Consider the following 25654-nt stretch of genomic DNA (forward strand, 5'->3'; position numbering starts at 1 on the left):
TCTGTCTTTCGGTGATAGTCGCTCTGTCTGGATGCGCGACGGCCCCGACGCCGCAAGAGTCTGATGTGCAAGCCGAGCAGGCTGTCCTTGAAGCCTCATTCAGCGAAGCGGTCCAGGCCATGGAGCAGGGCGACCTTGCCGAAGCCCGGACCCGTTTTGAGCAATTGGCCCGCGACTATCCGGACAAGGCCGGCCCCATGGCCAACCTCGGCATCATTGCTTTCCAGGAAGGGGATACCGATACCGCGAAACAATGGTTTGAGAGCGCGCTGGCGGTGAATCCCGAACATGTCCAGGCGTTGAATCATCTGGGCGTGATTGCCAGGAACGCCGGGGAATTTGATGAAGCAGAGCGCTATTACCGGGCTGCCCTGGCCGTGGATCCGAATTACGCACCAGCAATCCTTAATCTGGCCTTCCTGCTTGATATCTACCTGGGTAATCCTGCGGATGCGGTTGACCTCTATGAGCGTTATCAATCGGCTGCCAGTGAGCCGCACCCGAGATTGGAAGACTGGATCTTCGATGCGAAAAACAGAATCTGATGTGGAAAAGATGATATGAAACATCCCGCGCTGATCGCTCTTGCAGTTTGTGCGCTGTTGCCCACGGCGCCCATGCTTTACGCCCAGGATGCCCCGGGGGTGGTAACCATTGAAGGCACACGAATCCGTGGCGATCAGGAAGTGCCCACGGTGATGTATCTGGTGCCCTGGCAGCCACCGGAAGTGGACGAGTTGCGTGCGCCAGAAGAACGCCTGATGGTTGATCAGGGCCTTGGGCCCCTGGAGCGCTATGAGTTCCAGCGATTTATCAAGTATCACGAAGCCTTCATCAAACAGACCCAGGCAGCAGCCGGGGAATAGAGTGTGATGCCTGTCGCATCCTGAGTGTGTCGCTGCGCAAGATTAAACAAACCCTCACACAGACTTTCGCGAACTTACCCGCACAAGGTCAGGCCGCGCATAGACTGATCTGAAAACCGGACCATGGAGTGCCCAGAAAATGATCGATACCGCCGTTCGCTTCTTCCAGGAAGGTGGCTTTTTTATGTTTCCGATCGCCATTGTGCTGATCATCGGACTCATTGTTGCCATTGAACGTTACGTCTACCTTTCCGCCCAGAAACTGACCAACCGTCGGGACTTCAATCGCCTGCACCAGATGATTGCCAAGCGCGATCTGAAAGGCGCCCTGAATTACACCCAGGAATCCGGTAGTGCCATGTCGACCATGATCGGCTTCGGCCTTCAGCGTCTGGCCCGCCGCCAGGGTCGCGAAGAGATCGAATACGCCATGGAAGAGGGGCTGCTGGATGTGATGCCCCGGCTGGAAAAGCGCACACAGTACCTGGCAACGCTGGCCAACATCGCCACGCTGCTGGGTCTGCTCGGTACCATTATCGGTCTGATTGCCGCGTTTACCGCAGTAGCCGCAGCGGATCCGGCCCAGAAGGCGAGCCTGTTGTCCCAGAGTATCTCGGTCGCCATGAACACCACCGCCTTCGGCCTTATGTCGGCCATTCCTATGCTGTTGATCCACTCGCTGCTGCAGACCAAAACCAATGAGATCGTAGATAGCTTCGAGATGGCGGGCATCAAGGTCCTGAACATTCTCAGCGACGGTTCCGGTAACAAACCGGTCGCCCAACCACAGGCCCAGAACGCCGCTGCACCGGCACAGGTAGCGACTCCGGCCGGTAGCCCGGCCTGATAATCAGCCAGAAGGATGTCAGGCCATGAGACGGAAACATCGTCGCCTTCAAAGTGAGGCCGATCTCGACATTACGCCCTTCATGAATCTCATGATTGTGCTGGTGCCGGTACTGCTGCTGAATATGGTGTTTGCCCACACCAGCGTTCTGGAACTGAACTTCCCGACCGGTGAAAGCCTGTCCGCGGAGCAGGCCGAAGAACTGCAGATCCAGGTGGTGATCTATGAAGATCGGCTGGTCGTTGCGGATAACCAGGGCGGGGTTATCAAGAATATCCCTCAGCGTGAGGGCGAGTATGATTTTGCGCTGCTCAAGGATGTCATGAAGGAAATCAAGAGTCGGGTGCCGGATAAAAAGGATGTGATTATCATGCCGTCCCGGCAGACGTCCTACCAGTCCCTGGTTTCCGTGATGGATACGGTGCGCTCCTACGAAGCCGTTGTGGCTGGCAGTGTCGTAGAGGCAGAGCTGTTCCCGGAAATCTCGCTGGGTGATGCCCCTGCCTTGGCTTCGGGATCCGCGGAGGTGAGTTCATGAAAGAATCCGCCAAAGCCCGTCGTTTGAAGCGCCATTACCGGCGTAACAAGAGCCAGGGAAAGATGAACCTGGTGTCGTTGATGGATATCTTCACCATCCTCGTGTTCTTCCTGATGGTGAACTCCTCGTCCGACGTACAGGTACTGAACCAGAACAGCACCATTAAATTGCCGGATTCCACTGCCCAGCAACCCCCGGGCGATGTGCTGGCGCTGACCGTGACGGACAGGGACATCCTGATTAACGGTCGACTGGTGGTTAAACGCGACGCTTTTCAGACCTTTGACGGGCAGATCGAACCCTTTCTGAAACAGGAACTGGACTATCAGGCCAGCCGTTCGTCGGCTCCTGCACCGGATGCGGGCCGCCCAATTACCATTCTTGCGGACCGGGAACTGCCTTACGAGCTGCTCAAGAAAATCATGTCCACCTGTGTGGACGCCGGTTACGCCAGCATTTCCCTGGCGGTTAACCAGCGTACGGAACAGGGAGCCTGACCATTATGGATTACCGGTACGGATTGCCCTGGAATCAGGAGCGCGGCGAGCGGAAGCGGTTGCTGGCTGCGGCCGTTGTGGTGGTGCCGCTGTTCCTCGCGTTCGCAGGCTATGTCAGCTGGATAGAGTTGCCTGAGCGGGACAGGCAGGAACAGGAAGCGTTGCCGCCCCAGCTGGCAAAACTGATCATTGAGAAGAAAGAGCCGCCAAAACCGGCACTGCCTGAACCTGAGCCCGAGCCTCCAAAGCCTGAGGAAAAGCCGGTGGAGCAGGCGAAGCCGGAACCCGAACCGGAGCCGGTCCCCGAACCGGTGGTTGCGGAACCGGAGCCTGAACCTGAACCAGAAGTAGCGGAAAAACCAGAGCCAAAGCCGGAACCCAAGCCCGAGGAAGTCGCCAAGGCGCGGGAAAAGGCAAAGAATACCGGTATTCTGGCCATGGGGAACGAACTTAAAAAGCTCAGCTCGCTGGCGGAGTCGGTCAAGCTGGATGGCCCGGTTGCCAATACAGCTGAGCCTATTGCTCGCAAAACCGGTGATACGCTGGCCTCCCGCGCTACCGCGAGTGCCAAGAGCAGTGGCGTGAACGAGGAGGTGCTCAATCGGGAGGCCGGTCAGGTCGCCCTGGCTGAGCGCCAGCGCGCGGAAGTTGCGGAAGCCGAACGGGTGGCTGCAGTCAAAGAGGCGGCCCGCAAGGAGCAGCAGGAAACCGCCGCCCGAACCCGGAGCAAGGAGGAGTTGCGTCGTACCATGGACGCCAACAAGTCCGCGATTTACAGCATCTACAACCGGGAGCTGCGACGGAAGCCTTCGCTTCAGGGGAGTATCACGCCGGAGCTGGTCATTGAGCCCAACGGTGCGGTATCCAGTTGTTCAGTCGTGGAGTCCACCCTCAATGAGCCGGCGCTCGAGAGCAAGATCTGTAACCGTTTGAGGCTAGTTGATTTCGGGGCGCGGCCGGGGGTCGACCAGACCAAAATCAGATATCCGATCGAATTGCTGTCCAGTTAAACAACTGGACAGCAAAGCGTATTCCTAGCGTTTCGGGGCCGAAACTGCGATTGCGAGACTGACCAAACCGGAGCCTGCAAGAGCACCCACGAATGGCATCAGGGTTGGAATGCTGTCGGGGAAACTCGCCGCTTCCAGGCCGGCCATCAAACTGCCGCCGGACATCCAGCCGGGCAGAATCGCCCCGAATAGACCCGCCAGACAGCCCAGAATCGCCGCCCTTGTGGTCATTTTACCCCATAGTCCCATCAGCACAGGCAGTACCGCCGTGGCACACAGCAGGTCGGCGATCAGAAACAGCCGGAGCACGGAAATGCCCTGAAGCGCGACCAGCACCACCGGAATCATCAGCAGCACGGTAAACCACCGGGCACTGACTATGGAAAGCCCCTGTTTTTCGGTAACCGCCAGGGAAGCGAGCGCATTTTGCAGGGTATCCACCGAGGAAGCGACCAGGGTGATGGCCAGAATAAGAGCCGGTAAAGCCAGCCAGGCCGGGGCATCGGCCAGCAAGGCAAAGAACGGAATCGGGGGGTTGCCAAGGTCAGCACCACTCAGGGCCGCCAGGATGCCTAACCCGCCCACAACGGCGACAACGGCGATGGTGACCACGCCGCCGAGCAGCGCGCCACGGCTGAGGGCATCGGTATCCCGGGCTGACCACAGCCGCTGCCAGTATCCCTGGTGGAACAGGTTGGCGGCGGTTACGGCAATCACCAGAGTCAGCGCCACGCTGAGGGCCGCAGAGGTTGGGATGTCGGGCAAGGCTGCGGGAGCTGCGTCCGGGAGTTTGCCAAGCGCGACAAAACTGACAATCGCCAGCAGGCCGATCAGCAATAATGCCTGCCATTGATCGGTAACGATACTTGCCCGGAGGCCACCGACAGCCGTGTATATCAGCGTGGTAACCGCAACACCAATGACCACGACGCCACCGTCAATGCCGGAGAGCAGTGAAGTAATGGCACCGATGGCGGTGAGCTCGGCGGTCAGGAAGCAGAGCATGTAAAGTACCGAGATCATCGAGACATAGCGGCGCACGCCATTGCCATAGCAGGCGTTGGCAAACTCGCCGATGCTGCGCCCCTCGGGCAGGAAACGGCGGATGGCGGGGCCACAGAAGGCGAACACGATGAACGGCAGAGCCGCACCGAGGGCATAGCCTGCCAGTGCCAGAGGTCCGACCAGTGCGCCTACTTCCGGCGGGGCAAACAGGATCCAGCCGCCCATCCCGGAGGCGAGGAAAGAAAGCCCCAAAGCCCTGGCTCCCTGACTGTTCCGTGCCGTTACGTAATCATCCAGACCGCCGTCTGCGAGCCGGGCTCTGAGTCCCAGCCAGGCGAACAGAATCATGGCGACCGCAATCGCCGCGAGGGTGGTATAAAACATCGGGTGCTTCTCCGCCAGTCATCGAGCGGGCAATAGTGCCACAACGGCGGGTGCGGGGCGAGAAGCGGTGGCTGGCAGGAGCGCGAGCCACCCAAAAGTCTACTGCTTAACTGCCTCTGCAGCTTTGACTTTGACGTAGCTACCCGGTGCGTTCTCGATTGCAGGCAATTTCCCTTCGCCCGGGATACGAGCGGGTACGTCACCGTCCGAGAAACGCGCAATCCACTCAAGCCAGTGGGGCCACCAGGATCCGGGATGGTGTTCGGATTGCTCGAACCAGGTGTCTGCATCCGGCACCAGTGTGTCATTGGTCCAGTAGCCGTACTTTTCCTTGTAGGGCGGGTTGATCACGCCGGCGATATGGCCCGAGCCAGACAGCACAAAGCGGACATCGCCACCGTGGGCCAGTGCACCCTTGTACGTGGTTTTCCATTTGGCGATATGATCCTGTCGGGCGGACAGGAAGAATGAGGGCACCTCGATCTCGGACAGATTGATGGACTCACCGAGCAGACTCAGGGAGTCTGGCTGCACCAGCCGGTTATTCAGGTACATTTGGCGCAGGTAGAAACTGTGCATCCGGGCCGGCAGGTTGGTGCCATCGGTGTTCCAGTACAGCAGGTCAAAAGCCGCCGGTTTCTGGCCTTTCAGGTAGTTATTGGTCCAGAACGACCAGAACAGTTCGTTTTCCCGCAGCAGGTTAAAGGTGAACGCCATGGCGCGACCGTCCAGGTAGCCCTTGCGCTCCAGCATTTTCTCAATGCCCCGGATCGAGTGATCGTTGATGAAGACACCGATTCCGCCAGGGTCCGAGAAGTCCAGCAGGGTAGTCAGATAGGTAGCACTGGCTACTGGATTACGGCCTTTTTTCTTGAGCCAGGCAAGCGTTGAGCCCAGCAGGGTGCCACCGATGCAATAACCGATCAGATTCATCTGTTCTTCGCTGGTGGCTTCGGTAACGGCATCCATGGCAGCCAGTGGCCCGAGCTCCATGTAGTCTTCCCAGCCCTTATCCCGGAGGGAGGGGCCTGGATTGCGCCAGGAAATAATGAAAACGGTCTGTCCCTGGTTTACCAGCCACTTGATAAAGGAGTTTCTGGCGGTCAGGTCCAGAATGTAATACTTGTTGATCCAGGGCGGAACAATCAGCAATGGTCGTTTGCTGACGGTTTCAGTTGTCGGCGAGTACTGGATCAACTGCATCAGTTCGTTCTGGAACACTACCTTGCCCGGGGTGGTTGCCAGGTTACGTCCCACCTCAAAGGCGGAGCGATCAGTCATGCCAACATTGAATAGGGACGGATTCTGGCGCAGGTCTTCGATCAGCTGGCGGCCACCGTCAATCAGGTTCATCCCTTTGCGTTCCCAGGTAATCCTGAGCACTTCCGGATTCGTGGCCGGGAAATTCGAAGGTGACAGTGCGCTGGTCAGGTGCCGGGCGTAGAAAAGCATCTGGTCCCGGCCTGCCGGTGGAATTCCCTCCATGCCGGCTGCCCAGTTCAGAAAGGCTCGCGAGTTGATCAGATAGGCCTGGTGGAGAACATCAAAAGTCAGATGCTTGTGCCAGTCCTCGGCCTGGAAACGCCGGTCGTCGGGCTCTGGTTCGACAACAGGCTGTTTGTCCTTGCCCACCAGCCGGGCGAGGGTGTAATACCCCAGCGCGGCATGTTTGCGGGCCAGATCCAGCTCCGCTCCTGCAAACCGGAGCGGGTGCAGTAGCAGATCTTCCGCCATTGTCCGATAGGCATCCGACATTTCCGTTATCGTGGATAGGGTTGCAGCATCTAGGACGCCATTATCTCCCAGCAATTTCTCCATTTGCTGCTGTCCCTGGCGGACGTTGGTTTCGAAGCCGTTGACGAGCTGACCGACAGCTTTCCCGAGCGTATCCAGACCGAACATGGCTATCCCTTATTTGGCAGCTTTCGGGCTGGCTTTGGTGGTTTCTTCCGGCGTTTTTTCGAACACCTTCTGAATCTGCTCCCGGCTCTCGTTGAAATAATCCTGCCAGGCTTTCCAGTCTGCCGTGAACTGCTCGCTCAGGGATTTCAGGGTTTCCGCCTGATCACCGGTCAGGCTTTTCAGGCCCTCCAGATCACGTACTTCAGACACCTTTTTAGCCTGCTCCATGGTGACATCGGCATAGCGGCGGAAGGCGTTCATCTGCATTTCCGCAGCCTTGCCTACCTGCTCAAACAGGGTTTCATTCAGTCGCGTCGCTTTCTCGAAAAGCTCGGTGTTCATAGTCACAACTCCTTTGCATACAGGTTTGATGGGTCTCTATTCTGCCTCACTCCGCATGACGCAATTTTGACAAGCATCAATCCCGGGTTCAGCTTATGCTTTACTGTAGGAACATGTTTTCCCGGCAAGGCAGGAGGCGCCACATGACCGACCGGAAATCCGAACTTGAAACACTGAGGGCAGACCTGACGGCCAGGCTTTCCCGTTATGAAGCTCACCAGCATCGAGAGGGTGGCGCGCTGGATAAGGATTTCGAGGAGCAGGCTACCCAGACCCAGAATGACGAGGTGGTCGATTCGCTTGAAACGGAAACCCGTGCTGAACTCGCTCAGATTGAACACGCGCTTGCGCGGATAGAGAACGGTGTTGGCGACGAATGCGAATCCTGCGGCGAGGCCATCGACCCCCGCCGTTTGCAGGTGCTGCCTTACACCACGGTTTGCGTGGACTGTGCCGAAGACTGACTGACCCATGGAGCCAGGAAAGGCAGCCAGGACCGGCTCCGCGGTATTCCAGACCCGGGGCCTTACGAAAACCTATGATCAGGGAGAAGTTCAGGTTCATGCACTCCGTGGGGTGGATCTGGATCTCTATGGCGGCGAACTGGTCGTCATACTGGGCGCTTCCGGCTCGGGCAAATCCACACTTCTGAACATTCTTGGCGGGCTGGATGTGCCATCGTCCGGTGAGGTCCGGTATCGGGATATTGATCTCAGTGCAGCCGGAGACCGCGAACTGACCCGTTACCGGCGTGAGCATGTTGGCTTTGTGTTCCAGTTTTACAATCTCATTCCAAGCCTGACAGCGCGGGAAAATGTTGCGGCAGTCACCGAGATTGCATCCGATCCGATGTCTCCCGAAGAGGCTCTTGAGCTGGTTGGATTGAAGAGCCGTATCGACCATTTTCCCGCCCAGCTTTCCGGTGGTGAACAGCAACGGGTTGCCATCGCCAGGGCCATTGCCAAACGACCGGAAGTACTTCTTTGCGATGAGCCGACCGGCGCTCTGGATTCGGCCACTGGTGTGCTGGTTCTTGAAGCTCTGGAAAAAGCCAACCGGGAAACGGGCACCACCACCGTTATTATCACCCACAATGCCTCCATCGCTGGCATGGGGGATCGTGTAATCACGCTCTCCGACGGCAATATCAGTGGTGAGCGTCATAACGAACGTCGCCAGGATCCCCGGACGCTGTCCTGGTAACGGGGCCAGATGGAAGAAAAATGGCCACGAAAGGTCTGCACACGGTTCTGAATATCAAGTTACGGCGCGAGCTCTGGCAGATGCGGGGGCAGGTACTGGCTATTGCGCTGGTGATCGCCGGAGGCGTGGGTGTCTGTGTGATGTCGCTGGTGAACTATTCATCCTTACTGGCGACCAGAGCCCAGTACTACGATCAGCACCAGTTTGCCGATGTGTTTGCCCCCGTTAAACGTGCGCCTCGCCACGCCCTCAAGGAAATAGGTTCATTACCTGCCATAGCAAGGTACGAGGGGAGAGTTGAGGGAGCTGCAAAACTGGAAATGCCGGGCTTCCCGGACCCGGTGTCGACCCGATTGGTGTCTATTCCTCCGGAGGGGCAGCCCGAGGTCAATCGCTTGTTCATCCGTCAGGGTCGGCTTCCGGGCACAGGTCGCAGCCAGGAAGTCGCAGTCATCGGAAGCTTTGCCGAAGCGCATGAGTTAGAACTGGGTGATCAGTTCCAGGCAATCATCAACGGTCGTCGCCAGGCACTTACTGTGACCGGCATTGTTGAGTCACCGGAGTTCATATACGTCATTCCGCCTGGCGGCATGCTGCCGGACTATCAGCGGTATGGTGTTCTCTGGATGAACAGGGAGGCCCTGGAATCCGCCATGGACATGAGGGGTGCATTCAACAGCCTGGTTTTAACACTCAGACCGGGCTATTCCGTTGCCTCTGTGGTCGATGCCCTGGATCGAATCCTGGCCCGTTACGGGGCGACGGGAGCCTTTGGCCGGGATGATCAGTTCTCTCATCGCTTCCTGAGTGACGAGCTGAATCAGCTGAAAACCATGGCGACGGTGTTTCCACTCATTTTCATGAGTGTGGCCATGTTTCTGCTGAACGTGGTGATCGGCCGTCTGATCAGCACCCAGCGGGACATTGTGGCCGTGCTCAAGGCCTTCGGCTACAGCAATCGCCAGATTGCCTGGCACTACAGCAAACTGGTCATCGTGATTGCGGTTATCGGTTTGTTGGCCGGCCTTGCCCTGGGGCTTTGGCTGGGGAGGTCACTGGGGGAGCTCTATATGGATTACTACCGATTCCCCGGGTTGTTGTTCCGTATCGACCCTCTATGGCTTCTGTTACTGGGTATTCTGACCATCGCGGTGGCCTGGCTCGGTGCCTGGCGAGCCATCAGACAGGCGGCCTCCCTGCCTCCCGCCGAAGCCATGAGGCCCGAAGGCCCCGCCAGGTACAGGGTGACCGTAGTGGAAAAGCTGCTGTCAGGAATCCGCTTCTCCCAGCCATCCCGAATGATTGTGCGCCAGCTTTCCCGTCGCCCGGTCCGGACTCTGTTATCCATGAGTGGGGTCGCCATGGCAACCGCCATCGTGATGGTGGGTAACTTCCAGTTTGATTCGGTATCCCTGATGGTGCACACGCAGTTTGCACGGGTTCAGCAACAGGATCTCGCCGCGACCTTCATTGATCCGGTGAATAGCACGGCGTTGTACGGCTTGCAGAGGCAAGCCGGGATCCGGTACGTGGAGGGTCGCCGCTCAGTGCCGGCCCGTCTGGTTGCCGGTCACAGGGAGTGGCGAAGTGCGGTCACCGGAATACCCTCCGATGCGAGACTGCAATTTGTCATCGACAGCGATCTGCAACCGGTCTTGCTACCCAGGGAGGGACTGCTGTTGACCGATTATCTGGCTGAAGAGCTGGGTGTTGGTCCAGGGGATGTTCTGCAGCTGGAGCTCCTCGAAGGTGACCGGCGAACGGTAATGGTTCCGGTCGCCGGTATCACCAGCGAGTTTCTTGGGGTCGGTGCCTATATGGACCTGGATGCCCTGAACCGGGAGCTGGGTGACGGGTCCCTGGTCAATCAGGCCATGATAAACCTGGACCCCGACAGGGCTTCTGAAGTCTATAACAGCCTTCGCGAAACACCGGGGGTGCTTGGCTTGAGCATCCGCCAGGCCATGCTGGACAGTTTCTATGACACCCTGGCGAGAACCTTCCTGACGTTCAACTTTTTCAACAGTCTGATGGGCGGAATCATTGCTTTCGGGGTGGTCTACAACACCATCCGGATTTCGCTGGCCGAGAAAGGTCGGGAGTTGGCGAGCCTGAGGGTGCTGGGGTACACCCATAATGAGGTTGCGCATATATTGTTGGGAGAGGTTGCGCTATTGCTGTTACTGGGCATTCCGCTCGGTTGGCTGATTGGCCAGGGGCTGGCGCTCATGATTGTGACTGCCATGCAAACGGAGCTGTATCGGGTGCCCTTGACCATAACTACCCAGACGCTTGGCATGTCCGCGCTGGTCGTGGTGGTTTCGGCAATCGCTTCCGGGGTGATTGCCTGGTGGCGCCTGAAAGCGCTGGATCTGGTGGCAGTGTTGAAAACACGGGAATAGGTGCGGAAGCAACCAGGGAGTGAACTGAGGTTATGGCGAAAAAAGGGTTTGCGGGGAAATGGTTGTTCTGGGGCGTGTTTGTTTTGCTCGCCATTGCTGCAGTTGTGGTCACGATCCGGCCCGATCCGGTTTGGGTGGATCTGGCGCCGGTAACCCGTGGACCCATGGAAATCACCATCAAGGAAGAAGGAAAAACCCGGGTGCGGGACCGTTACGTGGTGTCTTCCCCGGTTGCCGGCTACTTGCACAGGGTCTTGCTGGAGGTGGGGGATCCGGTCATCCCGGGAGAGTTGCTGACAGAGGTGGACCCAATGCCTGCCAGCACCCTTGATGCCCGCAGCCGGGCAGAAGCAGAGGCCAAGGCACAATCGGCCCGTTCAGCGCTCAATTCCACCCGTCAGAAAGTCGCAGCCGCTGAGGCGGAAGCAGATCTGGCCGTTCGGGAACTGGCCCGCCTGCAGGCTCTGAGTGATGACCACTTTGTTTCCGACGAGCGTTTGCAGCAGGCGAAGGCCGCTGCGGACAGGGCAAAGGCCATTCTGCGTTCCGCTCGCTTTGACGAGGAAGTCATGGCCCATGAGCTGGCAGCGGCCAGAACCCGTCTTGAAGTGTCTGCTGCGCGGGCTAATGGGGATGGCGCGGTGGAACGTGTGCCAGTAAGGTCTCCGGTGAATGGCTCAGTCCTCGGTATAGTCCGGAAAAGTGAGGGCGTGATTCAGGCCGGTGAAGCCATTCTGGAACTGGGAGATCCCGGGGCGCTTGAGGTGGTTGTCGATGTGTTGAGCTTTGATGCCGTGAACCTCCGGCCCGGTATCGAGGCGCGCCTCACTGGATGGGGTGGCGGCACCCTGGATGCCGTTGTCCGAAGGGTTGAGCCGGTGGGCTTCGAGGATGTTTCGGCCCTTGGAGTGGAGGAAAGACGGGTACAGGTCGTTGCGGACATCACCAGTCCCCCGGATGCGTGGCAGAGCCTGGGAGACGGCTATCGGGTGGATGCCGAGTTTCTGCTCTGGCGGTCGGACATTGTTCTGCAGGTTCCGGAATCTGCCATCTTTGTCAGTGATGGCCAGCATCAGGTATTCCGCGTTGTCGATGACAGAGCGGTTCTCACAAACGTGTCGGTGGGACGTACAAACGGATTCCATACGGTGATTCAGGATGGTCTTGGCGAGGCAGACCGTGTGGTCCGGCACCCGGATCGCCAGCTGGAACATGGAAGCCAGGTCAGGGTTCGTTAATGGCCCGTATTGCCGGATCCGCCCGTTGAAATGAGAGGACATATCACGTTTCGCTGGCTAGACTGACGGCATAAAACAACAAAAAGGAGTCTGGCACGGTGAACCAGTTCGACAGTCTCATTATTGGTGGTCGTTACTTTGACGGTACCGACCGACCTTCACGCATCGCCCATGTTGGCGTCAAGGACGGGCGGGTTGCCGGGGTATTTGATGAGCAGCCCGACACCAGCCTTGCGACGCGCACGATTGACGCCAGCGGTTGCTGGGTGACGCCGGGATTTCTCGATACCCATACCCATTACGATGCCGAGTTGCTGGTGGCGCCGTCCCTGTCTGAGTCTGTGCGTCACGGTGTCACCACTGTGCTGATCGGCAGCTGTTCCCTGAGTATGGTCTGCTCCGATCCGGAGGACGCTTCGGATATTTTCACCAGGGTGGAAACGGTTCCCAGGGAGAAAGTGCTGCCCATTCTGCAGCAGTACAAGTCCTGGCAGACACCAAAAGAATGGGTGGCGTTCATGGACCAGCACCCACTGGGTCCCAATGTCATCAGCTTTCTCGGTCACAGTGATCTCAGGACGGCGGTCATGGGGCTTCATCGTGCCACCGACCGGAGCGTGACTCCGACCGCCGATGAACAGGAGCGAATGGAAGCCTTGCTGGAGGAGGCCCTGCAGGAGGGCTTTCTCGGACTTTCCACCATGTGCCTGAAATGGGACAAGGTGGATGGTGACCGGGAATGGTCCAAGAGCCTGCCGAGCACCTATGCCCGTTGGCGTGAGATCAGCCGTCTGAATGCCCTTTTGCGCCGTTACGGACGGGTGCATCAGGGCGCGCCCAATGCGGCCAATCCCCTGCAGGTAACCCAGTACCTGAAAGAAACCCTGGGTTGGTTGAGGAAGCCCCTGAAAACAACCTTGATTGCCATGATCGATCTGAAGGGTAATCCCACGGTCAAGCCCATGGCCAGCCTGGTGGGTTGGCTGGCCAACAGCTTTGGTGGCAACTTTCGCTGGCAGCTGCTGCCAACGCCGTTCACAGTCTATGCCGATGGCATGGATATTGTGTTGTTTGAAGAATTCGGCGCCGGTGAAATGGCCCTCGATATACGGGATCAACTGGAGCGCAACGAACTTCTGAAGGACGAGCAGTACCGTCGGAAATTCAGGAAATTCTACAAGGAAAAGCTTTCGCCCCGGGTGTGGCAGAGGGATTTCGGCGATGCCGTGATTCTCGATTGCCCGGATAAAGGCGTGGTCGGGCGCAACTTTGCTGAGCTCGCCGCTGACCGTGGCATCCATGTAGTCGATTTCTTTCTCGACATGGTGGTTGCCCATGGCCGTTCGCTGCGCTGGTTTACCACGGTCGGCAACCACAGAAAGGATCGGCTCAGGAAAATGGTTGCCAATCCCGGTGCCCTGATCACCTTTTCCGATGCCGGGGCGCACATCCGGAATATGGCCTTCTACAACCTGCCTCTAAGGTTTCTGAAGCTGGTTCACGAAAGCCATGGCGAGGGTGAGCCAGTCATGTCGCTGGAACGCGCTGTACACCGGCTGACCGGCGAACAGGCCGATTGGCTTGGTATTGATGCCGGTCATATCAGGGTGGGGGACCGGGCCGATATAACGGTACTTGACCCCCGTGGCCTTGATCAGGATCTGGAGCAGGTTGAATGGGGCGAGATGGAAAACTTCGGACTGGAAAGAATGGTTAACCGGGTCCCTGGCTGTGTCAGAGAAGTACTGATCAATGGCCGATCCGCGGTAACGGATGGTGAGGTGGCACCTGCATTGGGCAGGGAGCCTGGATACGGACACTTCCTGCGCGCCGGGGCGTCTGGATAATCACGGACACAAGGAAACCTATGAACCAGCGATTTGCATCCGCAGTCTGGGTAGTGGTCTTTCTTGCAGTATTTGTCTGGTCTGCCATCGGGCCCAAGGATCGGACCACGTGGGTACTTGAGGTTCTGCCTGCGGCCATCGGTTTTGTGCTGGTCGTCTGGTGTTTCTTCCGTTATCCGCTGACGCCGCTGGTTTATTTCCTGATTCTGGTCCATGCCATCATTCTGATGGTTGGAGGGCACTATACCTATGCGGAAGTGCCTTTGTTCGACTGGTTTCGAGACTGGTTTGATTGGGAGCGCAATAACTACGACAAGCTGGGCCACCTGGCACAGGGGTTTATACCGGCAATGGTCGCCAGGGAAGTGGTCATTCGCTTCGACGTGTTCTCCAGTCGCCGCTGGGCGGCGTTTTTCATCGTCTGTTTCTGTCTGGCGGTAAGCGCCTTTTACGAGCTGATCGAATGGTGGGTGGCCCTGCTCAGTGACGAAGCCGCCGAGGCCTTCCTGGGTACTCAGGGCTACGTCTGGGATACCCAGTCGGATATGGCCTGGGCCCTGTCCGGCGCCATTCTGGCTCTTATCCTGCTCGGGCGTTTTCATGATCGCCAGCTTCAGGCGCTCTGACGTTTCGCTCGCCTGCTGATGTTGAATGTCTGAATAACGGAATAGAACTGTATGCCCAAAGAGCTCAACGCTGACAACCAGTACGAGGGGCTGCCCCGCAGCCAGCTCATTGGCTTGATCCTCGGGGCTGCGTTTCTGCTGGCAACCATCATACTCCCACCGCCGGAAACCATGGCCGCGGAAGCCTGGGCGGCGCTGGGGTTGATGCTGCTGATGGCTACCTGGTGGTCTACCGAAGCCATTCCGATTCCCGCCACTGCCTTGCTGCCAATAGTGCTTGTTCCCGCGCTCGGGCTCGGGACGGTTGGTGAAGCCACCGAGCCCTATGCCAATCCGATCATTTTCCTGTTCCTGGGTGGCTTCACCCTCGGGCTTGCGATGCAGCGATGGAACCTGCATCGCCGGATCGCCCTGATGACGCTGAAGGCCGTTGGCAGTAAACCCCGGCGGCAGATTGCCGGGTTCATGTTGGCGACCGCCTTTTTGAGCATGTGGGTCAGTAATACCGCAACGGCCATCATGATGCTGCCGATTGGTCTGTCGGTGGTGGCGATGATGGACAGCAATGACAATCCCGAGGGCGTTCGCCGCTATGCCACAGCACTCCTGCTGGCTATCGCCTATTCCGCCAGTATCGGTGGTATCGCCACACTTATTGGCACTCCGCCAAATGCCTTGTTGGCGGCCTACCTGAGCGAAAACCAGGGTATTTCTGTGGGCTTTGCCCAGTGGATGTTGCTGGGGGTTCCGGTGACGGTTGTCATGCTGGCCCTGGCCTGGTGGTGGCTGACCCGGCGCGACTTCGGGCTGGGCAGCTCCGGCGACGGTGGCAAGGCCATAAGGGAGGAGCTTGATGCGTTGGGGCCGCTGGGCAAGGGCGAAAAGCTGGTAGCCCTGGTGTTTATGATAACCGCCGCCGCCTGGATTTTCAGGCCTCTGCTATCCGAGAACCTCATGCCCTGGTTGAGCGACACTGGTATTGCCATCGCGGCGGCGATTACGATGTTCCTCATGCCGGTCGATACCCGGTCCCGCGAATTCGTGCTCGACTGGGAGACCGCGAAGGGCATTCCCTGGGGTGTGCTGCTTCTGTTCGGGGGAGGGCTGGCTATGGCCGGCGTGATCAGCAGTTCCGGTCTGGCGGAATGGATTGCACAAAGTCTCGGTGTGGCCGGCGCCCTGCCAACCCTTGTCATGATTGTTCTGGTGGCGGGCATCATCATCTTTCTGACGGAAGTTACCAGCAATACCGCAACGGCGGCTGCGTTTCTGCCGTTGCTGGGGGCGCTGGCCCTGAGTCAGGGCGTGTCACCGTTACTACTCACTGTGCCTGCCGCCATTGCAGCCAGCTGTGCCTTCATGATGCCGGTGGCCACGCCACCCAATGCCATCGTGTTCTCCAGTGGTCACATGCAGATCAGCGACATGATCAGAGCCGGGTTTGCTCTCAATCTGATGGGCATTGTCGTGGTAACGCTGGTCAGTTATCTGCTTCTTGGGGTGGTTTTCTCCATGTAACCGGGCCTGACATTAGTCTCCCTGGATCTTGCTCAGCAGGTCTTTGGCCAGTTCGATGGCCTCTGAACGATGGCTGATGTTCTGCTTCTGATAAAGGCTTCGGATATGGGTCTTGACCGTTGTCGAGGCCACTTTCAGGTGCTCGGCAATCTGGTCATTGGAAAGACCGGCATGTATCAGGCTGAGTATCTGCCACTCGCGGCGGGTAAGAGGAGATGTGCGGATCAGTTCCGGCACGTCCGGCCGGTCGATGATGTCCTGGATGATGGCCTCATCCAGCGAGATCCGGATGGCGCGGCTGAAGTCCCGTTGTTGCTGGGCCAGCTGAATCAGGCGTTCCGCCCTCTGAAGTTCCATGCCTTCAATGGCTTCGTCGTTGATCAGCGCCTTGAGCAGAACTATCAGTTCCTTGCCCAACCGAAGGAAGCTGCCGACAGCACCGGTGGTACTCGCCAGTTCCAGGGCTGTTTTCATATGATCGAGAGCCTGTTCGCGCTCATCCAGCTGCCAGTAGAGGTAGGCAAGGGCAATGTGGTTGCGGTTCAGATCTGTTTTCAGGCCAAATTCCCGCGCTACCGCGGTCAGTTCTTCCAGGAGCGGTCGGGCCAGTTCGTACTGGCCCAGGCTGATCAACGCCCGGGCCTGGTTGCGGCCATTGCACTGATTGAAATGGTTGGTGGCCTTTGCCGGCTCGCAAGGGGGCGCAATGGTGAGCCAGCGCTGGATTGAGTCATGATCCCGAACGGCATCCCAGTACGACAGCATGGTGGCCTGGGCGTTGGCCACCCAGTCGAGGTGGTAGTCTTCGGCGGCAAGCATTTTCTGGATCTTGGCAATGTAATCTGCGCATAGGCTCTGCCGGCCCCGCGCCTGAGCGACTTTGGCCAGGGACGTGTAACTCTGGACGTACCAGCGCTCTCCCTGTGCCTCAAGAATTTCTATGCCCTGCAGCGCGCAACGCTCGGCACTTTCCAGGTGGTGCCACTCCCACATGATCTGGCTTCGAATACGGAACAGGAATTCCAGGATCGGCAGATGGTTAAGTTGGTTTTCTTCCGCGTATTGGAAAGCACGTTCCTGAATGTTGTAAGCCTTTTGCAGCAGGCCCATGGCGACACTGATTTCGCTTTGCTGACACAGGGCCCAAATAACGTTCTGGTGGGCCTGATGGGCCCGGGCAAGATGCTCGGTGTCCTGCATGCGAGCCAGGGCTTCCTCGAGTTCTCCGCGCACAAACAGTGCTTCACCAATAACCGAGGCCGCGGCCACCCGGGATGTGGGCAGGTAACGTGCTTCCTGTTCGATGGCTTCCCGGGCAAGCGTCAGGGCGCGGTCGCCATCCCCATAATTCATGGCTACCTGGGCGCGGATGGCGCTGAACTCGCCATGAACGGCCCGCTGGGTGTCCTCGTTCATGGATGCCTGCAAACGGGCTTCCGCCGCTGACAACCAGTTTTCCACTTCATCAAACTTGTACTGGCCCTGGGCAACCCATGCCCTGAGCAGGGTCAGCGTGGGATCCTCGGCAATGATTTCCTGGGGCAGCGTATCGAGGCAGCGCTGCAGCAGATGAAACTGACCTTCGGTAAAGAATTTTCGCCCGTGGATGGTGAGCACCCGGGTGATGCGCTCCGGATCTTCCGCGGCAATGGCATGCTTGGCAGCTTCTTCGGCATGGTCCAGCTCGAGCCAGGCATCGGCGGCCCGTTGATTCAGATCTCTCTGGTTCTCACGGGTGGTGCAGGTCAGCAGATGACGCAGATACACCGAGAACAGCGGATGGTAGCGAAACCAGAGCGCGGAGTTGTCCACGGGCGTTATGAACAGCCCCATGGACAGTAGGCTACTGAGCAGCGCCTGGCCGTCGGTATCGTCCATAACACGCATCACCATTCCCGCATTGAATCGGTCGAGAATGCTGGTACGCATGAGAAACCGCCGCTGCTGTTCGCTCAGGTCGTTTCCCACCAGCTCATCAAAGTAATCGAAGATATTCTGGTTTCCGTGTTCCAACTGATCGACAAACTCGGTGAATTCGACACTGGTTGCAGATGAAGCGGAAAGCAGCTGCAGGGCGGAAATCCAGCCTTCAACCCGTCTGACAGCCCGCTCAATATCCTCTCTCGCAATCTCGAACGGCAGCCGGCTCTGGAGATACTGCTGGGCTTCGTCCGCTTCAAAACCAAGGTCCCGGCTGGTGATTTCGGTCAGACGCCCCTGCATCCGGAGCTGGGCTACCCCCACAGGCGGCATGGTGCGGCTGATGAGAACCAGAGTCAGGTACCCCGGAAGATGCCGTAGAAGGAAGCGCAGCGCCTCGTGGATTTCGCCGTTGGTGATCAGGTGATAGTCATCAAGTACCAGATATAGCGGCTCATCATCCTGGGGCAGACCGGCGAGCAGATCAGTCAGGAAAGATTCGAGGCTGTCATAACCTTCTGTCTGGAGTCGTTCCAGTACCTGTTGGCAGCTCCCCTCGGTAGCTCTGGCCAGTGCATTGGCCAGATATCCGGCAAAGCGGCCCGGTGCGTTATCACTGGTTTCCAGACGGAACCAGGCCGAACGGGCCTCGAGACTTGCCAGTCGCTCGGCAATGGTGGTGGTTTTGCCATAGCCGGCCGGTGCATGAACCAGAACCAGACTCACCGGCTCGAGGCCATGCAGCAGATCGTTGAACTTCTCTCTTGGCAGCAGCGCGGGGGGTGACACCGGGCTCCGGTTCTTGGCAGTGATAAAGGTGATCTGTCCCGGATTCAGTGTTGTTGTCATCAGGATCTACATCAGGAAATTGAGTGTCTGGACTGGTGTTGATACCGGCTTTGTGCCGGTGCGTCAACTCCCGAGGCCTTCTCGGCCAGCGTCTTGAACCAGTTCTCAAATCCGCCCCGCAAGGCCCCTCCTGCAGCGACAGATTTGAGGCACAGTTATCTTTAAGGGCGCAGGCTTTTCGGTATCTTACCGTAACAACATGTAACCCGATTAATAACGTGGCCAATAAAAACAGGGACTTCGTCTGACATGCTGCTGGTGCTCGCTGGATCCATTCTTACATTCACCATGGTGCAGGAAGCGACCGTGGTGGAGCCTTTTGAGAAGGGCCAGATCGTTATCGAGCAGGACGTGGATTCGAGCCCGATTGAGCTGCGGTCTGAGGTCCGGGTCGAGCCCCTGGTCGAGCAGAAATTCCGGAATATTGTGCGTCAGGCCTATGACTACAGCTGCGGAAGCGCAGCGCTGACTACCGTACTGAACTTCTACCTGGGGCGGACTTTGTCAGAGCGACAGGTCATGGAGGGGTTGCTCCATTACGGCGAGAGCGAGCGAATTGTTGAGCGCCGCGCTTTTTCCATGCTCGACATGAAGCGACTGGTTACGGCACTCGGCTACCCGTCAGGTGGCTTCCGGGCCACCATTGATGACCTCAAGGACCTTGATCACCCGGCAATCGTGCCGATCCATCACGCGGGCTTCAAGCATTTCGTGGTGTTACGGACGATCCGGGACGGGCGGGCCTACCTGGCAGATCCTTCGGTCGGCAATATCTCCTTCACCCTCGCCCAGTTCGAGGAGAAATGGGACGACAACGTGCTCTTTATTGTCTTCCCAGGCAGTGACAAGCCACTGGACAACCTCGAGCTGAAGGAGGAAGACCTTCGCTTCGTGGATGATCAGACAATGACCCTTCTGGCGCTGGAACGGATACCGGCGTTTCACGAGTCCACCCAGAGGCGGATCCAGAATCTGCTGGAACGCCAGAAAAACAATCCCGATGGCAGTGTAGAAAACACTCGAAAGCAGTTGCACTACCGTCGTAACTAATTCGCCGGGCAGTCCCCGGATCAGGAACACTACAAATAAAATAAGGGAGTCAGGATGAATCGTTGGTTTGTGCGAGGTTTTATCCTTGTTTCCACGGCAGGTCTGCTTCCGGGCATGGCCCTGGCGCAGGAAGGGAGTGTGGACCAGGCGCGGGAAGCGCTGGCTAAACAGGAAGGGGACGAGGACGCTTCACAACAGCTTGAAGAAGTGTTCCAGGCTGCAGAGAAGAACTATTCGTTGCAGAAGAAGGGTTCCCACTCCCTGAATTATTCTTTCGACTATTCCTACACCGCAGACCAGCGACTGGACCTGGCCATCACCAATGGATCAGTGAGAAACCTGGACGTAGTGCCGTCGGCAACCCACAGCTTTACCAATTCCTTCTCCTACGATTATGGTCTGCTGGACAACCTGACGGTGGGTACCCGTATTCCGCTGGTGGTTAAATACGATACCCAGGACGAGCTCAACGTTTATGATTTTGGCGATATCTCTTTCACCGGACGCTGGCAGCCATTTGCCTACGTTCCGGGCAAGATGTCGACCACTCTGTTCGGAACCCTGTCCACCAAGACCGGTGTCAGCCCCTACGAGATAGACATCAATGAGCAGCTGTCCACTGGCAGCGGCTACTACTCCATCGGGGGTGGGGCGAGTCTTTCGAAGGTTCTGGATCCGGTGGTGGTGTTCGGTTCAGTGAGTGCCACCTACAACCTGCCAGCGGAAGACCTTCAGCAGGTTCGGGGGGCACGTTTGCTGACCGAAGTGGACCCCGGTTTCGGGTTGTCCGGTTCCGCTGGATTTGCCTACTCGCTTTCCTACGATATTTCATTGAGCATCTCAGCTCAGCTCAGCTACAGCGATGAAACCATTCTGACCTTCTCCAATGGCGACCAGGCCGTTGCCCAGGACCAGATGACCGGTTTCCTGAGCATGTCACTGGGCACCCGTGTCAGCGACACCACCATCGTCAACACCAGCCTGGGTATTGGCCTGACCGAGGATGCGCCGGACTTCTCCCTAGGGGTCTCCCTGCCCATAAACTTCTCCGGTCTTAAAGAGTGATTGGTGTCGTTGACGATCTACGGGAAGGGACGAACTTCATGGGACAGCAAAGCCACAACCGTCAGATTATCGCGGCACTGATCGCCACGACCATCTCCTGTGGTGCGCAGGCCCAGCTGGCGCAGAATTTGACCATTCATCCCAAGGCACTGGCGCTCGGTAACGCCGTGACCGCCGATCCGCCAGGGATCATGGCGATTCACTACAATCCTGCGGGCCTGACCAAACTGGACGGGCGCCAGCTGGAAGTGAACCTGATGAGCGTCTATCTGGACATTGATGCGGACTTCACCGCACCGGAAGGCTATGAGATTTTCGGCATTGACGGGCTGGAGATTGATCCTCAGACGGGGAAGCAGCGGGACCCCGTTGCCAATACCCACAGTCACACCAACAATGTGGCTCTGTATTTGCCAGGATACGGTATTCTGCGTGCGCCGCCCGGGCCGGCCCTTGCGCCTTCAGCGGGGATCAGCATCAATCCGCCTGGTTCCAAACTGACCTTCGGTAATGCTTTTTACCTGCCGCTGGCGGCCGGTTTTTACCGCGACAAGGACGATCCAGGCCGTTACCAGCCCCAAGCCACGGCGCTGCAGCGCACCACCTATCTTTCACCAACGGTCGGTTACGAGATCAACGATGACTGGTCTGTAGGGGCAGGCATACACCTGTCTCACATGGGCATCGCGGCGGACCAGTACATGCGCGCGCCCAATATGCTGCTGGGGGTGGCGGAAGTTCTGCAGGATGCGTTCAACTGTGAGAGTGGCGATGAGCCCCTTCAGCCCTGGCTGGCGCTTTGTGGTGGTAACGTCGGTCCCTGGGATGACATTGGCGCCCTGAACATCAATGTTCAGGAAACCCTGTCACCCACCTATACTCTGGGTGTGATGTGGGAGCCGACGGACTGGTTCAGCTGGGGTGCAAGCTACACCTCGGAAGCCGAGATGAACATGAAGGGCACCTTCGAGATCCAGTACACCGACGACTGGTCAGGCTTCTGGCAGAGCGTCAACGGATCCGTTCTGGGTGCTATCACCTCGGCTATCCTCAGTCTGCCTTCCGGTGCGCCAAAGGAATCCGGTAATGTCAGTATGGATCTGGTGTACCCCCAGCACTTCCAGACCGGTATCAGTGTCGACGTGCACCCGAAACTGACCCTCAACGCCGACATTGGCTGGACTGATTACAAACAGTGGGATGCCTTCGTTTTCCGGTTTGACCGCAACCTGGAGTTTCTCAATGCGGCCAGGATCCTGTCGCCGGACAATGCCACGCCGAATACCCTGAGGTTGCCCCTGGGTTTCAAGAGCCAGTGGAACTGGGCGTTTGGCATGGAGTTTCATGCGTCTTCCCGTCTGGACCTGCGTGCTGGCGTGGAAATACGGGATTCCGTTATCCCGGATGATCAGCGACAGGTTATGGCGCCATTCGGTGGCGCAAATCTCTACAGCATCGGTATGGGGTACCAGTGGGACAAGGACACCGAAATCGACATGAATCTCAGTTATCTTCATTCGGTGGAGTCGATTCCCGCGGACACCAGCTGTAACCTGAACTGCGATAACATCACTAACATTATCTACAACCCCTATGCAGGCCTGGATGTCAAAACCTCGCTACGGGTTGTGATGGCGGGCCTCAGTTTCCGGACCAAGTTCTGAGTGGTGCCATTAACCAGAGGGTAGTCATTCGCAGTGATTAACGGCTCTTTACGGAAATCAGCCTTGTGCCTTTCTCTGGCGGCAGTTCTCGGAGGCTGCCAGATTGGCGGGTCTACGGTGTCGGAACGGGAAGGCTATTTCACCTGGGTAGACGAGCAGGGCAGGGTTCGATACTCACCGATCACCGGAGCCGAGAAGAAAGACTTGAATCGTGAGTCTGCAGAGGTAGTTGAAGAGGTAGCTAAAGACGTAGCTGAAGAGCAGCGCGATCCGGAATCCGAGGAACACCCGGCGCAGGCAGATAATGGGGCGAGCCTGGAGTCAGGACCGCAGGAAAACACCGAGTACACACTCGAAAACTATCCGGATGCCGGCGAGCTTGAGAAAGATGGCTACGTTCGGCCTGGGGAGCGGCAGCCCTATTTCACCTGGCGCGACGCCGAAGGTAATGTACGGGTCAGCTATTACCGGCCGGATACCCGCTCTGACCTTGAGAAAGGGCTGGTTGCGCCCCCTGTACAGATCACCGAAGCCAGCGTTTATCATGCGGGGCCCGATGGAGCAGACCAGACTCCGGTAGAGGGTTATGACCCGGACGCCTTCGCCATCCTTGGCATCGAGGCTCCAACCGATGACTTCTTTACCCGGTTTTCAGCCACCTGTTGCGAGTCAATGGATATGCGCGGTCGGCAAAAGTGGCAATCGGGACGAGAGTTCGGCGTCACCCTTTCGGACGGTTCAGTAACCCATCCGTTTCTTACGGGAACCAGCCCCTATCAACTGATTGCGCTCCCGGACGCGGATAAGCACGCCAGTCTGGTCATACGCCTGCGCTCCTATGCCAAAGACGGAGTGTTCTTGCCCTCCCTGGTGTTTCTGGATGAGACGATGGCACCGTTAAGGCTGGTAACAGACCTGGTTATGGATTTCACCCCGGAGAACTGGCACCGGCGCGGTTACCTGGAAGCATGGGTTCCCGCGTTTCCGCGCCAGGGGGAGCGTTGGCTGGTGCTGTTTACCCGGGAGCAGGATCTGGAGGGCCAGACGGTAATGGAATCCGGCGATGGCCCCCAGAAAACCCCTCACATCACGCGCGGTGAAATTGGCCTGATGCAGGTCGAGGAATGAGGCCTCAGTCCTCAGGTTTGCTCAGATCCAGCCACTGCTGGGAGAGCCAGTAAAAACTGCCATCGCCGGCAGGGTGGGTGCAGTTGTAGCGGAATCGTCGGCTGTTGAAGGTTTCTGGTGCCTGCACCTCCACGTTGCCGTTAATCACGTCAAAGTCGATACGTCCCTGACCGGAGGCGAAGCACGTCAGCCGGTCAGCATCAATGGGGTCAACGAGCGGGAACATCAGGGTGGGCGGATTCTCCGAGATCACGCCGTCTGGAAGTTTGCCGGAATCAACAGGGAAGGCTTTGCTGCGTAGTTTGTTTTTAAGGCTCCCCAGCTGGCCATAGGCGTTCGCCATCGGGAAGCGAGGCAATCGGGTTTTCCCTGTTGTTTGGCCGATGGCGCCGGACTGCTGACCGAACCCGTACCAGCCACGCTCGGCAACTTTGCGCTCGAGGGCTTCGTCAAATTCTCCGTAAGGATACGCGAACATGGGCGCCGGCGCGTCCAGCTTCCGGGCAAGGGCCTCCTGGGCCGAGTCCAGGCTGTTGGTAACCCGGGCCTGCCAGTCACTTTCGCTTTCGTTTGGCTTCCGAGCCAGGTGCCCATGGTCCGCGCTGTGATTGGCAATTGTTACGCCGGGACGTTCGGCCAACTCTCGAATCTGATCCCAGGTCATGTAGCCGTTTCGGCCAACGGCTTCGGTGTTTACAAAAATCGTGTAGGGGTAGGCTTTGTCAGCCAGCAGCGGCGCCGCCGTGCGGTAGACGGAGTCGTAGGCGTCATCGAAGGTAATGGCGATGCGATTACCTTGTCCATCGGTGCCAGCCAGTGTTCTTTCGGTGCCTTTCTGCAGATCCACAACTTCCAGCTGCAGATCCGAGATCATGTCCAGTTGCCCTTCAAACAGAGACACCGATGTGCTGGTGGCAGGCGGCGTTGAATCACTGACATGGTGGTACTGCAGGACAACCAGGTCTGCGCGGGCTGAGATGGCCGTCGTCATAACAGCGACGAGCACGGAAAATTTCAGGAATGCGTTGAACGGCATATCGTCTCCTGTGTTTGTGTTCCCCGGCCAGCTCGAACAGACCGGTCAGATGCCCTGGCGGAAATGGGCTTTCAGTACCGCGAAGGCCTGATTGAGATGCTGAATGGTTTCGGTCTTGCCGCCGCGGTCAGGGTGGGCGTGCATCACTGCCCGGCGGAAACGCTTCTTGACCGTTGGAAAGTCGGTGGGAACAGACTTGAAGCCCAGTGCTTCCGCTGCTTCCCTTGTTTCGGACTGGGCAGGTGCCTGGCCAGGGGCACCTGCCCAGAAATCATTCATCATCTGTTGAATAGCTTCCTCTGGTAGGCGGTACTGAGAGAGGTCCAGATAGAAATGGCGAAGTGCGTCGACACTGTCGGGCACCCCCTCGCCACTGACCACAGTCTGCGCTTCGATACGTATGATGAGAGGCGAAATCGTGAGGCTCTCTCCGGCCTCGGACAACTGGTCCCGGAGACGGTAAAGTACATGGAACAACAGAAAATGAACCGGGTAGAGCTTTTCTGGTTCGTTGAAAACAACGTCGCCAAGCAGTTTCCATGGCGGTTTCTGAAGCGCCTTGATCAGCGATAATTCATTCATGCCTGCCGGTGCTGACCGGAGTTCATGCTCAACGGCTACCAGCAGGTGCTGAATTTGCTGCTCCAGGCAGTCATCTTCATTCGCTGCTCCGGGGTAAGAGGTATTTATCGGGGAATGGCTGTCTGTCATAGAGCC

23 protein-coding genes are annotated in these 25654 nt (G+C 57.9%); 17 read left to right on the top strand and 6 right to left on the bottom strand.

Translation table 11 applies throughout. From position 1 onward, the window contains the following. Positions 1-65: 65 nt before the first annotated feature. The 6 genes from KEHDKFFH_RS07575 to KEHDKFFH_RS07600 all read left to right on the top strand — a co-directional run bounded on the left by KEHDKFFH_RS07575 (position 66) and on the right by KEHDKFFH_RS07600 (position 3758). Complete coding sequence (locus KEHDKFFH_RS07575; protein WP_241956457.1) at positions 66-545, top strand: tetratricopeptide repeat protein; 480 nt, start codon at positions 66-68, stop codon at positions 543-545. A gap of 15 nt (positions 546-560) precedes the next feature. Further along, on the top strand, positions 561-866 hold the full coding sequence (locus tag KEHDKFFH_RS07580; RefSeq protein ID WP_104321363.1) for a hypothetical protein: 306 nt from the start codon (positions 561-563) through the stop codon (positions 864-866). Positions 867-1005: 139 nt separating this feature from the next. After that, on the top strand, positions 1006-1713 hold the full coding sequence (locus tag KEHDKFFH_RS07585; RefSeq protein WP_104321364.1) for a MotA/TolQ/ExbB proton channel family protein: 708 nt from the start codon (positions 1006-1008) through the stop codon (positions 1711-1713). Between the two features lie 25 nt (positions 1714-1738). After that, the gene (locus tag KEHDKFFH_RS07590; protein ID WP_104321365.1) at positions 1739-2251 is read left to right on the top strand and encodes an ExbD/TolR family protein; all 513 of its coding nucleotides are present in this window, start codon (positions 1739-1741) and stop codon (positions 2249-2251) included. After that, on the top strand, positions 2248-2748 hold the full coding sequence (locus tag KEHDKFFH_RS07595; protein WP_104321366.1) for an ExbD/TolR family protein: 501 nt from the start codon (positions 2248-2250) through the stop codon (positions 2746-2748). The genes KEHDKFFH_RS07590 and KEHDKFFH_RS07595 overlap by 4 nt, the downstream gene beginning before the upstream one ends. Before the next feature lie 5 nt (positions 2749-2753). Next, on the top strand, positions 2754-3758 hold the full coding sequence (locus KEHDKFFH_RS07600) for an AgmX/PglI C-terminal domain-containing protein (protein WP_192875759.1): 1005 nt from the start codon (positions 2754-2756) through the stop codon (positions 3756-3758). Positions 3759-3782: 24 nt separating this feature from the next. Here the strand turns inward: KEHDKFFH_RS07600 and KEHDKFFH_RS07605 are convergent, their stop codons facing one another. The 3 genes from KEHDKFFH_RS07605 to KEHDKFFH_RS07615 form a co-directional block, all read right to left on the bottom strand. After that, positions 3783-5147, bottom strand: coding sequence for a sodium:solute symporter family transporter (locus KEHDKFFH_RS07605; RefSeq protein WP_104321368.1), 1365 nt, complete (start codon positions 5145-5147; stop codon positions 3783-3785). Between the two features lie 99 nt (positions 5148-5246). Continuing rightward, on the bottom strand, positions 5247-7049 hold the full coding sequence (locus KEHDKFFH_RS07610) for a PHA/PHB synthase family protein (protein ID WP_104321369.1): 1803 nt from the start codon (positions 7047-7049) through the stop codon (positions 5247-5249). A 9-nt stretch (positions 7050-7058) separates the two neighbouring features. After that, positions 7059-7391 (bottom strand): phasin family protein, encoded by a 333-nt coding sequence (locus KEHDKFFH_RS07615; RefSeq protein WP_064228968.1) that lies wholly within the window; start codon positions 7389-7391, stop codon positions 7059-7061. A gap of 143 nt (positions 7392-7534) precedes the next feature. Between KEHDKFFH_RS07615 and KEHDKFFH_RS07620 the strand changes: the two genes are divergently transcribed. The 7 genes from KEHDKFFH_RS07620 to KEHDKFFH_RS07650 all read left to right on the top strand — a co-directional run bounded on the left by KEHDKFFH_RS07620 (position 7535) and on the right by KEHDKFFH_RS07650 (position 16225). After that, entirely contained in the window at positions 7535-7855 is a 321-nt protein-coding gene (locus KEHDKFFH_RS07620) for a TraR/DksA family transcriptional regulator (protein WP_104321370.1), read from the top strand. A gap of 7 nt (positions 7856-7862) precedes the next feature. After that, entirely contained in the window at positions 7863-8594 is a 732-nt protein-coding gene (locus KEHDKFFH_RS07625; RefSeq protein WP_104321371.1) for an ABC transporter ATP-binding protein, read from the top strand. Between the two features lie 20 nt (positions 8595-8614). Next, positions 8615-10996: an ABC transporter permease gene (locus KEHDKFFH_RS07630; RefSeq protein WP_104321372.1), complete on the top strand. Its 2382-nt coding sequence runs from the start codon at positions 8615-8617 to the stop codon at positions 10994-10996. Between the two features lie 32 nt (positions 10997-11028). Further along, positions 11029-12234, top strand: a complete 1206-nt coding sequence (locus tag KEHDKFFH_RS07635) for an efflux RND transporter periplasmic adaptor subunit (RefSeq protein WP_104321373.1) — start codon at positions 11029-11031, stop codon at positions 12232-12234. 98 nt (positions 12235-12332) lie between these two features. After that, positions 12333-14081 (top strand): N-acyl-D-amino-acid deacylase family protein, encoded by a 1749-nt coding sequence (locus KEHDKFFH_RS07640; protein WP_104321374.1) that lies wholly within the window; start codon positions 12333-12335, stop codon positions 14079-14081. Between the two features lie 20 nt (positions 14082-14101). Next, positions 14102-14707, top strand: coding sequence for a DUF2238 domain-containing protein (locus KEHDKFFH_RS07645; RefSeq protein ID WP_104321375.1), 606 nt, complete (start codon positions 14102-14104; stop codon positions 14705-14707). A gap of 51 nt (positions 14708-14758) precedes the next feature. Beyond that, entirely contained in the window at positions 14759-16225 is a 1467-nt protein-coding gene (locus KEHDKFFH_RS07650; protein WP_104321376.1) for an SLC13 family permease, read from the top strand. 12 nt (positions 16226-16237) lie between these two features. On the opposite strand, the gene malT is transcribed toward KEHDKFFH_RS07650, so the two are convergent. Further along, on the bottom strand, positions 16238-18994 hold the full coding sequence (gene malT / locus KEHDKFFH_RS07655) for an HTH-type transcriptional regulator MalT (RefSeq protein ID WP_104321377.1): 2757 nt from the start codon (positions 18992-18994) through the stop codon (positions 16238-16240). A 249-nt stretch (positions 18995-19243) separates the two neighbouring features. Between malT and KEHDKFFH_RS07660 the strand changes: the two genes are divergently transcribed. From KEHDKFFH_RS07660 to KEHDKFFH_RS07675, 4 genes are all read left to right on the top strand, one after another. Further along, positions 19244-20044, top strand: a complete 801-nt coding sequence (locus KEHDKFFH_RS07660) for a C39 family peptidase (protein WP_104321378.1) — start codon at positions 19244-19246, stop codon at positions 20042-20044. 54 nt (positions 20045-20098) lie between these two features. Beyond that, positions 20099-21109: a hypothetical protein gene (locus tag KEHDKFFH_RS07665; protein ID WP_064228978.1), complete on the top strand. Its 1011-nt coding sequence runs from the start codon at positions 20099-20101 to the stop codon at positions 21107-21109. Positions 21110-21147: 38 nt separating this feature from the next. Next, on the top strand, positions 21148-22773 hold the full coding sequence (locus tag KEHDKFFH_RS07670; RefSeq protein ID WP_104321379.1) for an OmpP1/FadL family transporter: 1626 nt from the start codon (positions 21148-21150) through the stop codon (positions 22771-22773). A 63-nt stretch (positions 22774-22836) separates the two neighbouring features. After that, positions 22837-23901: a MalM family protein gene (locus KEHDKFFH_RS07675; RefSeq protein ID WP_104321380.1), complete on the top strand. Its 1065-nt coding sequence runs from the start codon at positions 22837-22839 to the stop codon at positions 23899-23901. Between the two features lie 4 nt (positions 23902-23905). On the opposite strand, the gene KEHDKFFH_RS07680 is transcribed toward KEHDKFFH_RS07675, so the two are convergent. Both KEHDKFFH_RS07680 and KEHDKFFH_RS07685 read right to left on the bottom strand, forming a co-directional pair. Next, entirely contained in the window at positions 23906-24937 is a 1032-nt protein-coding gene (locus tag KEHDKFFH_RS07680; RefSeq protein WP_104321381.1) for a polysaccharide deacetylase family protein, read from the bottom strand. 45 nt (positions 24938-24982) lie between these two features. Then, positions 24983-25648, bottom strand: a complete 666-nt coding sequence (locus KEHDKFFH_RS07685) for a DNA-J related domain-containing protein (RefSeq protein WP_104321548.1) — start codon at positions 25646-25648, stop codon at positions 24983-24985. Positions 25649-25654: the final 6 nt, after the last annotated feature.

Source organism: Marinobacter maroccanus (genome assembly GCF_002933275.1).
Taxonomy (GTDB): domain Bacteria; phylum Pseudomonadota; class Gammaproteobacteria; order Pseudomonadales; family Oleiphilaceae; genus Marinobacter; species Marinobacter maroccanus.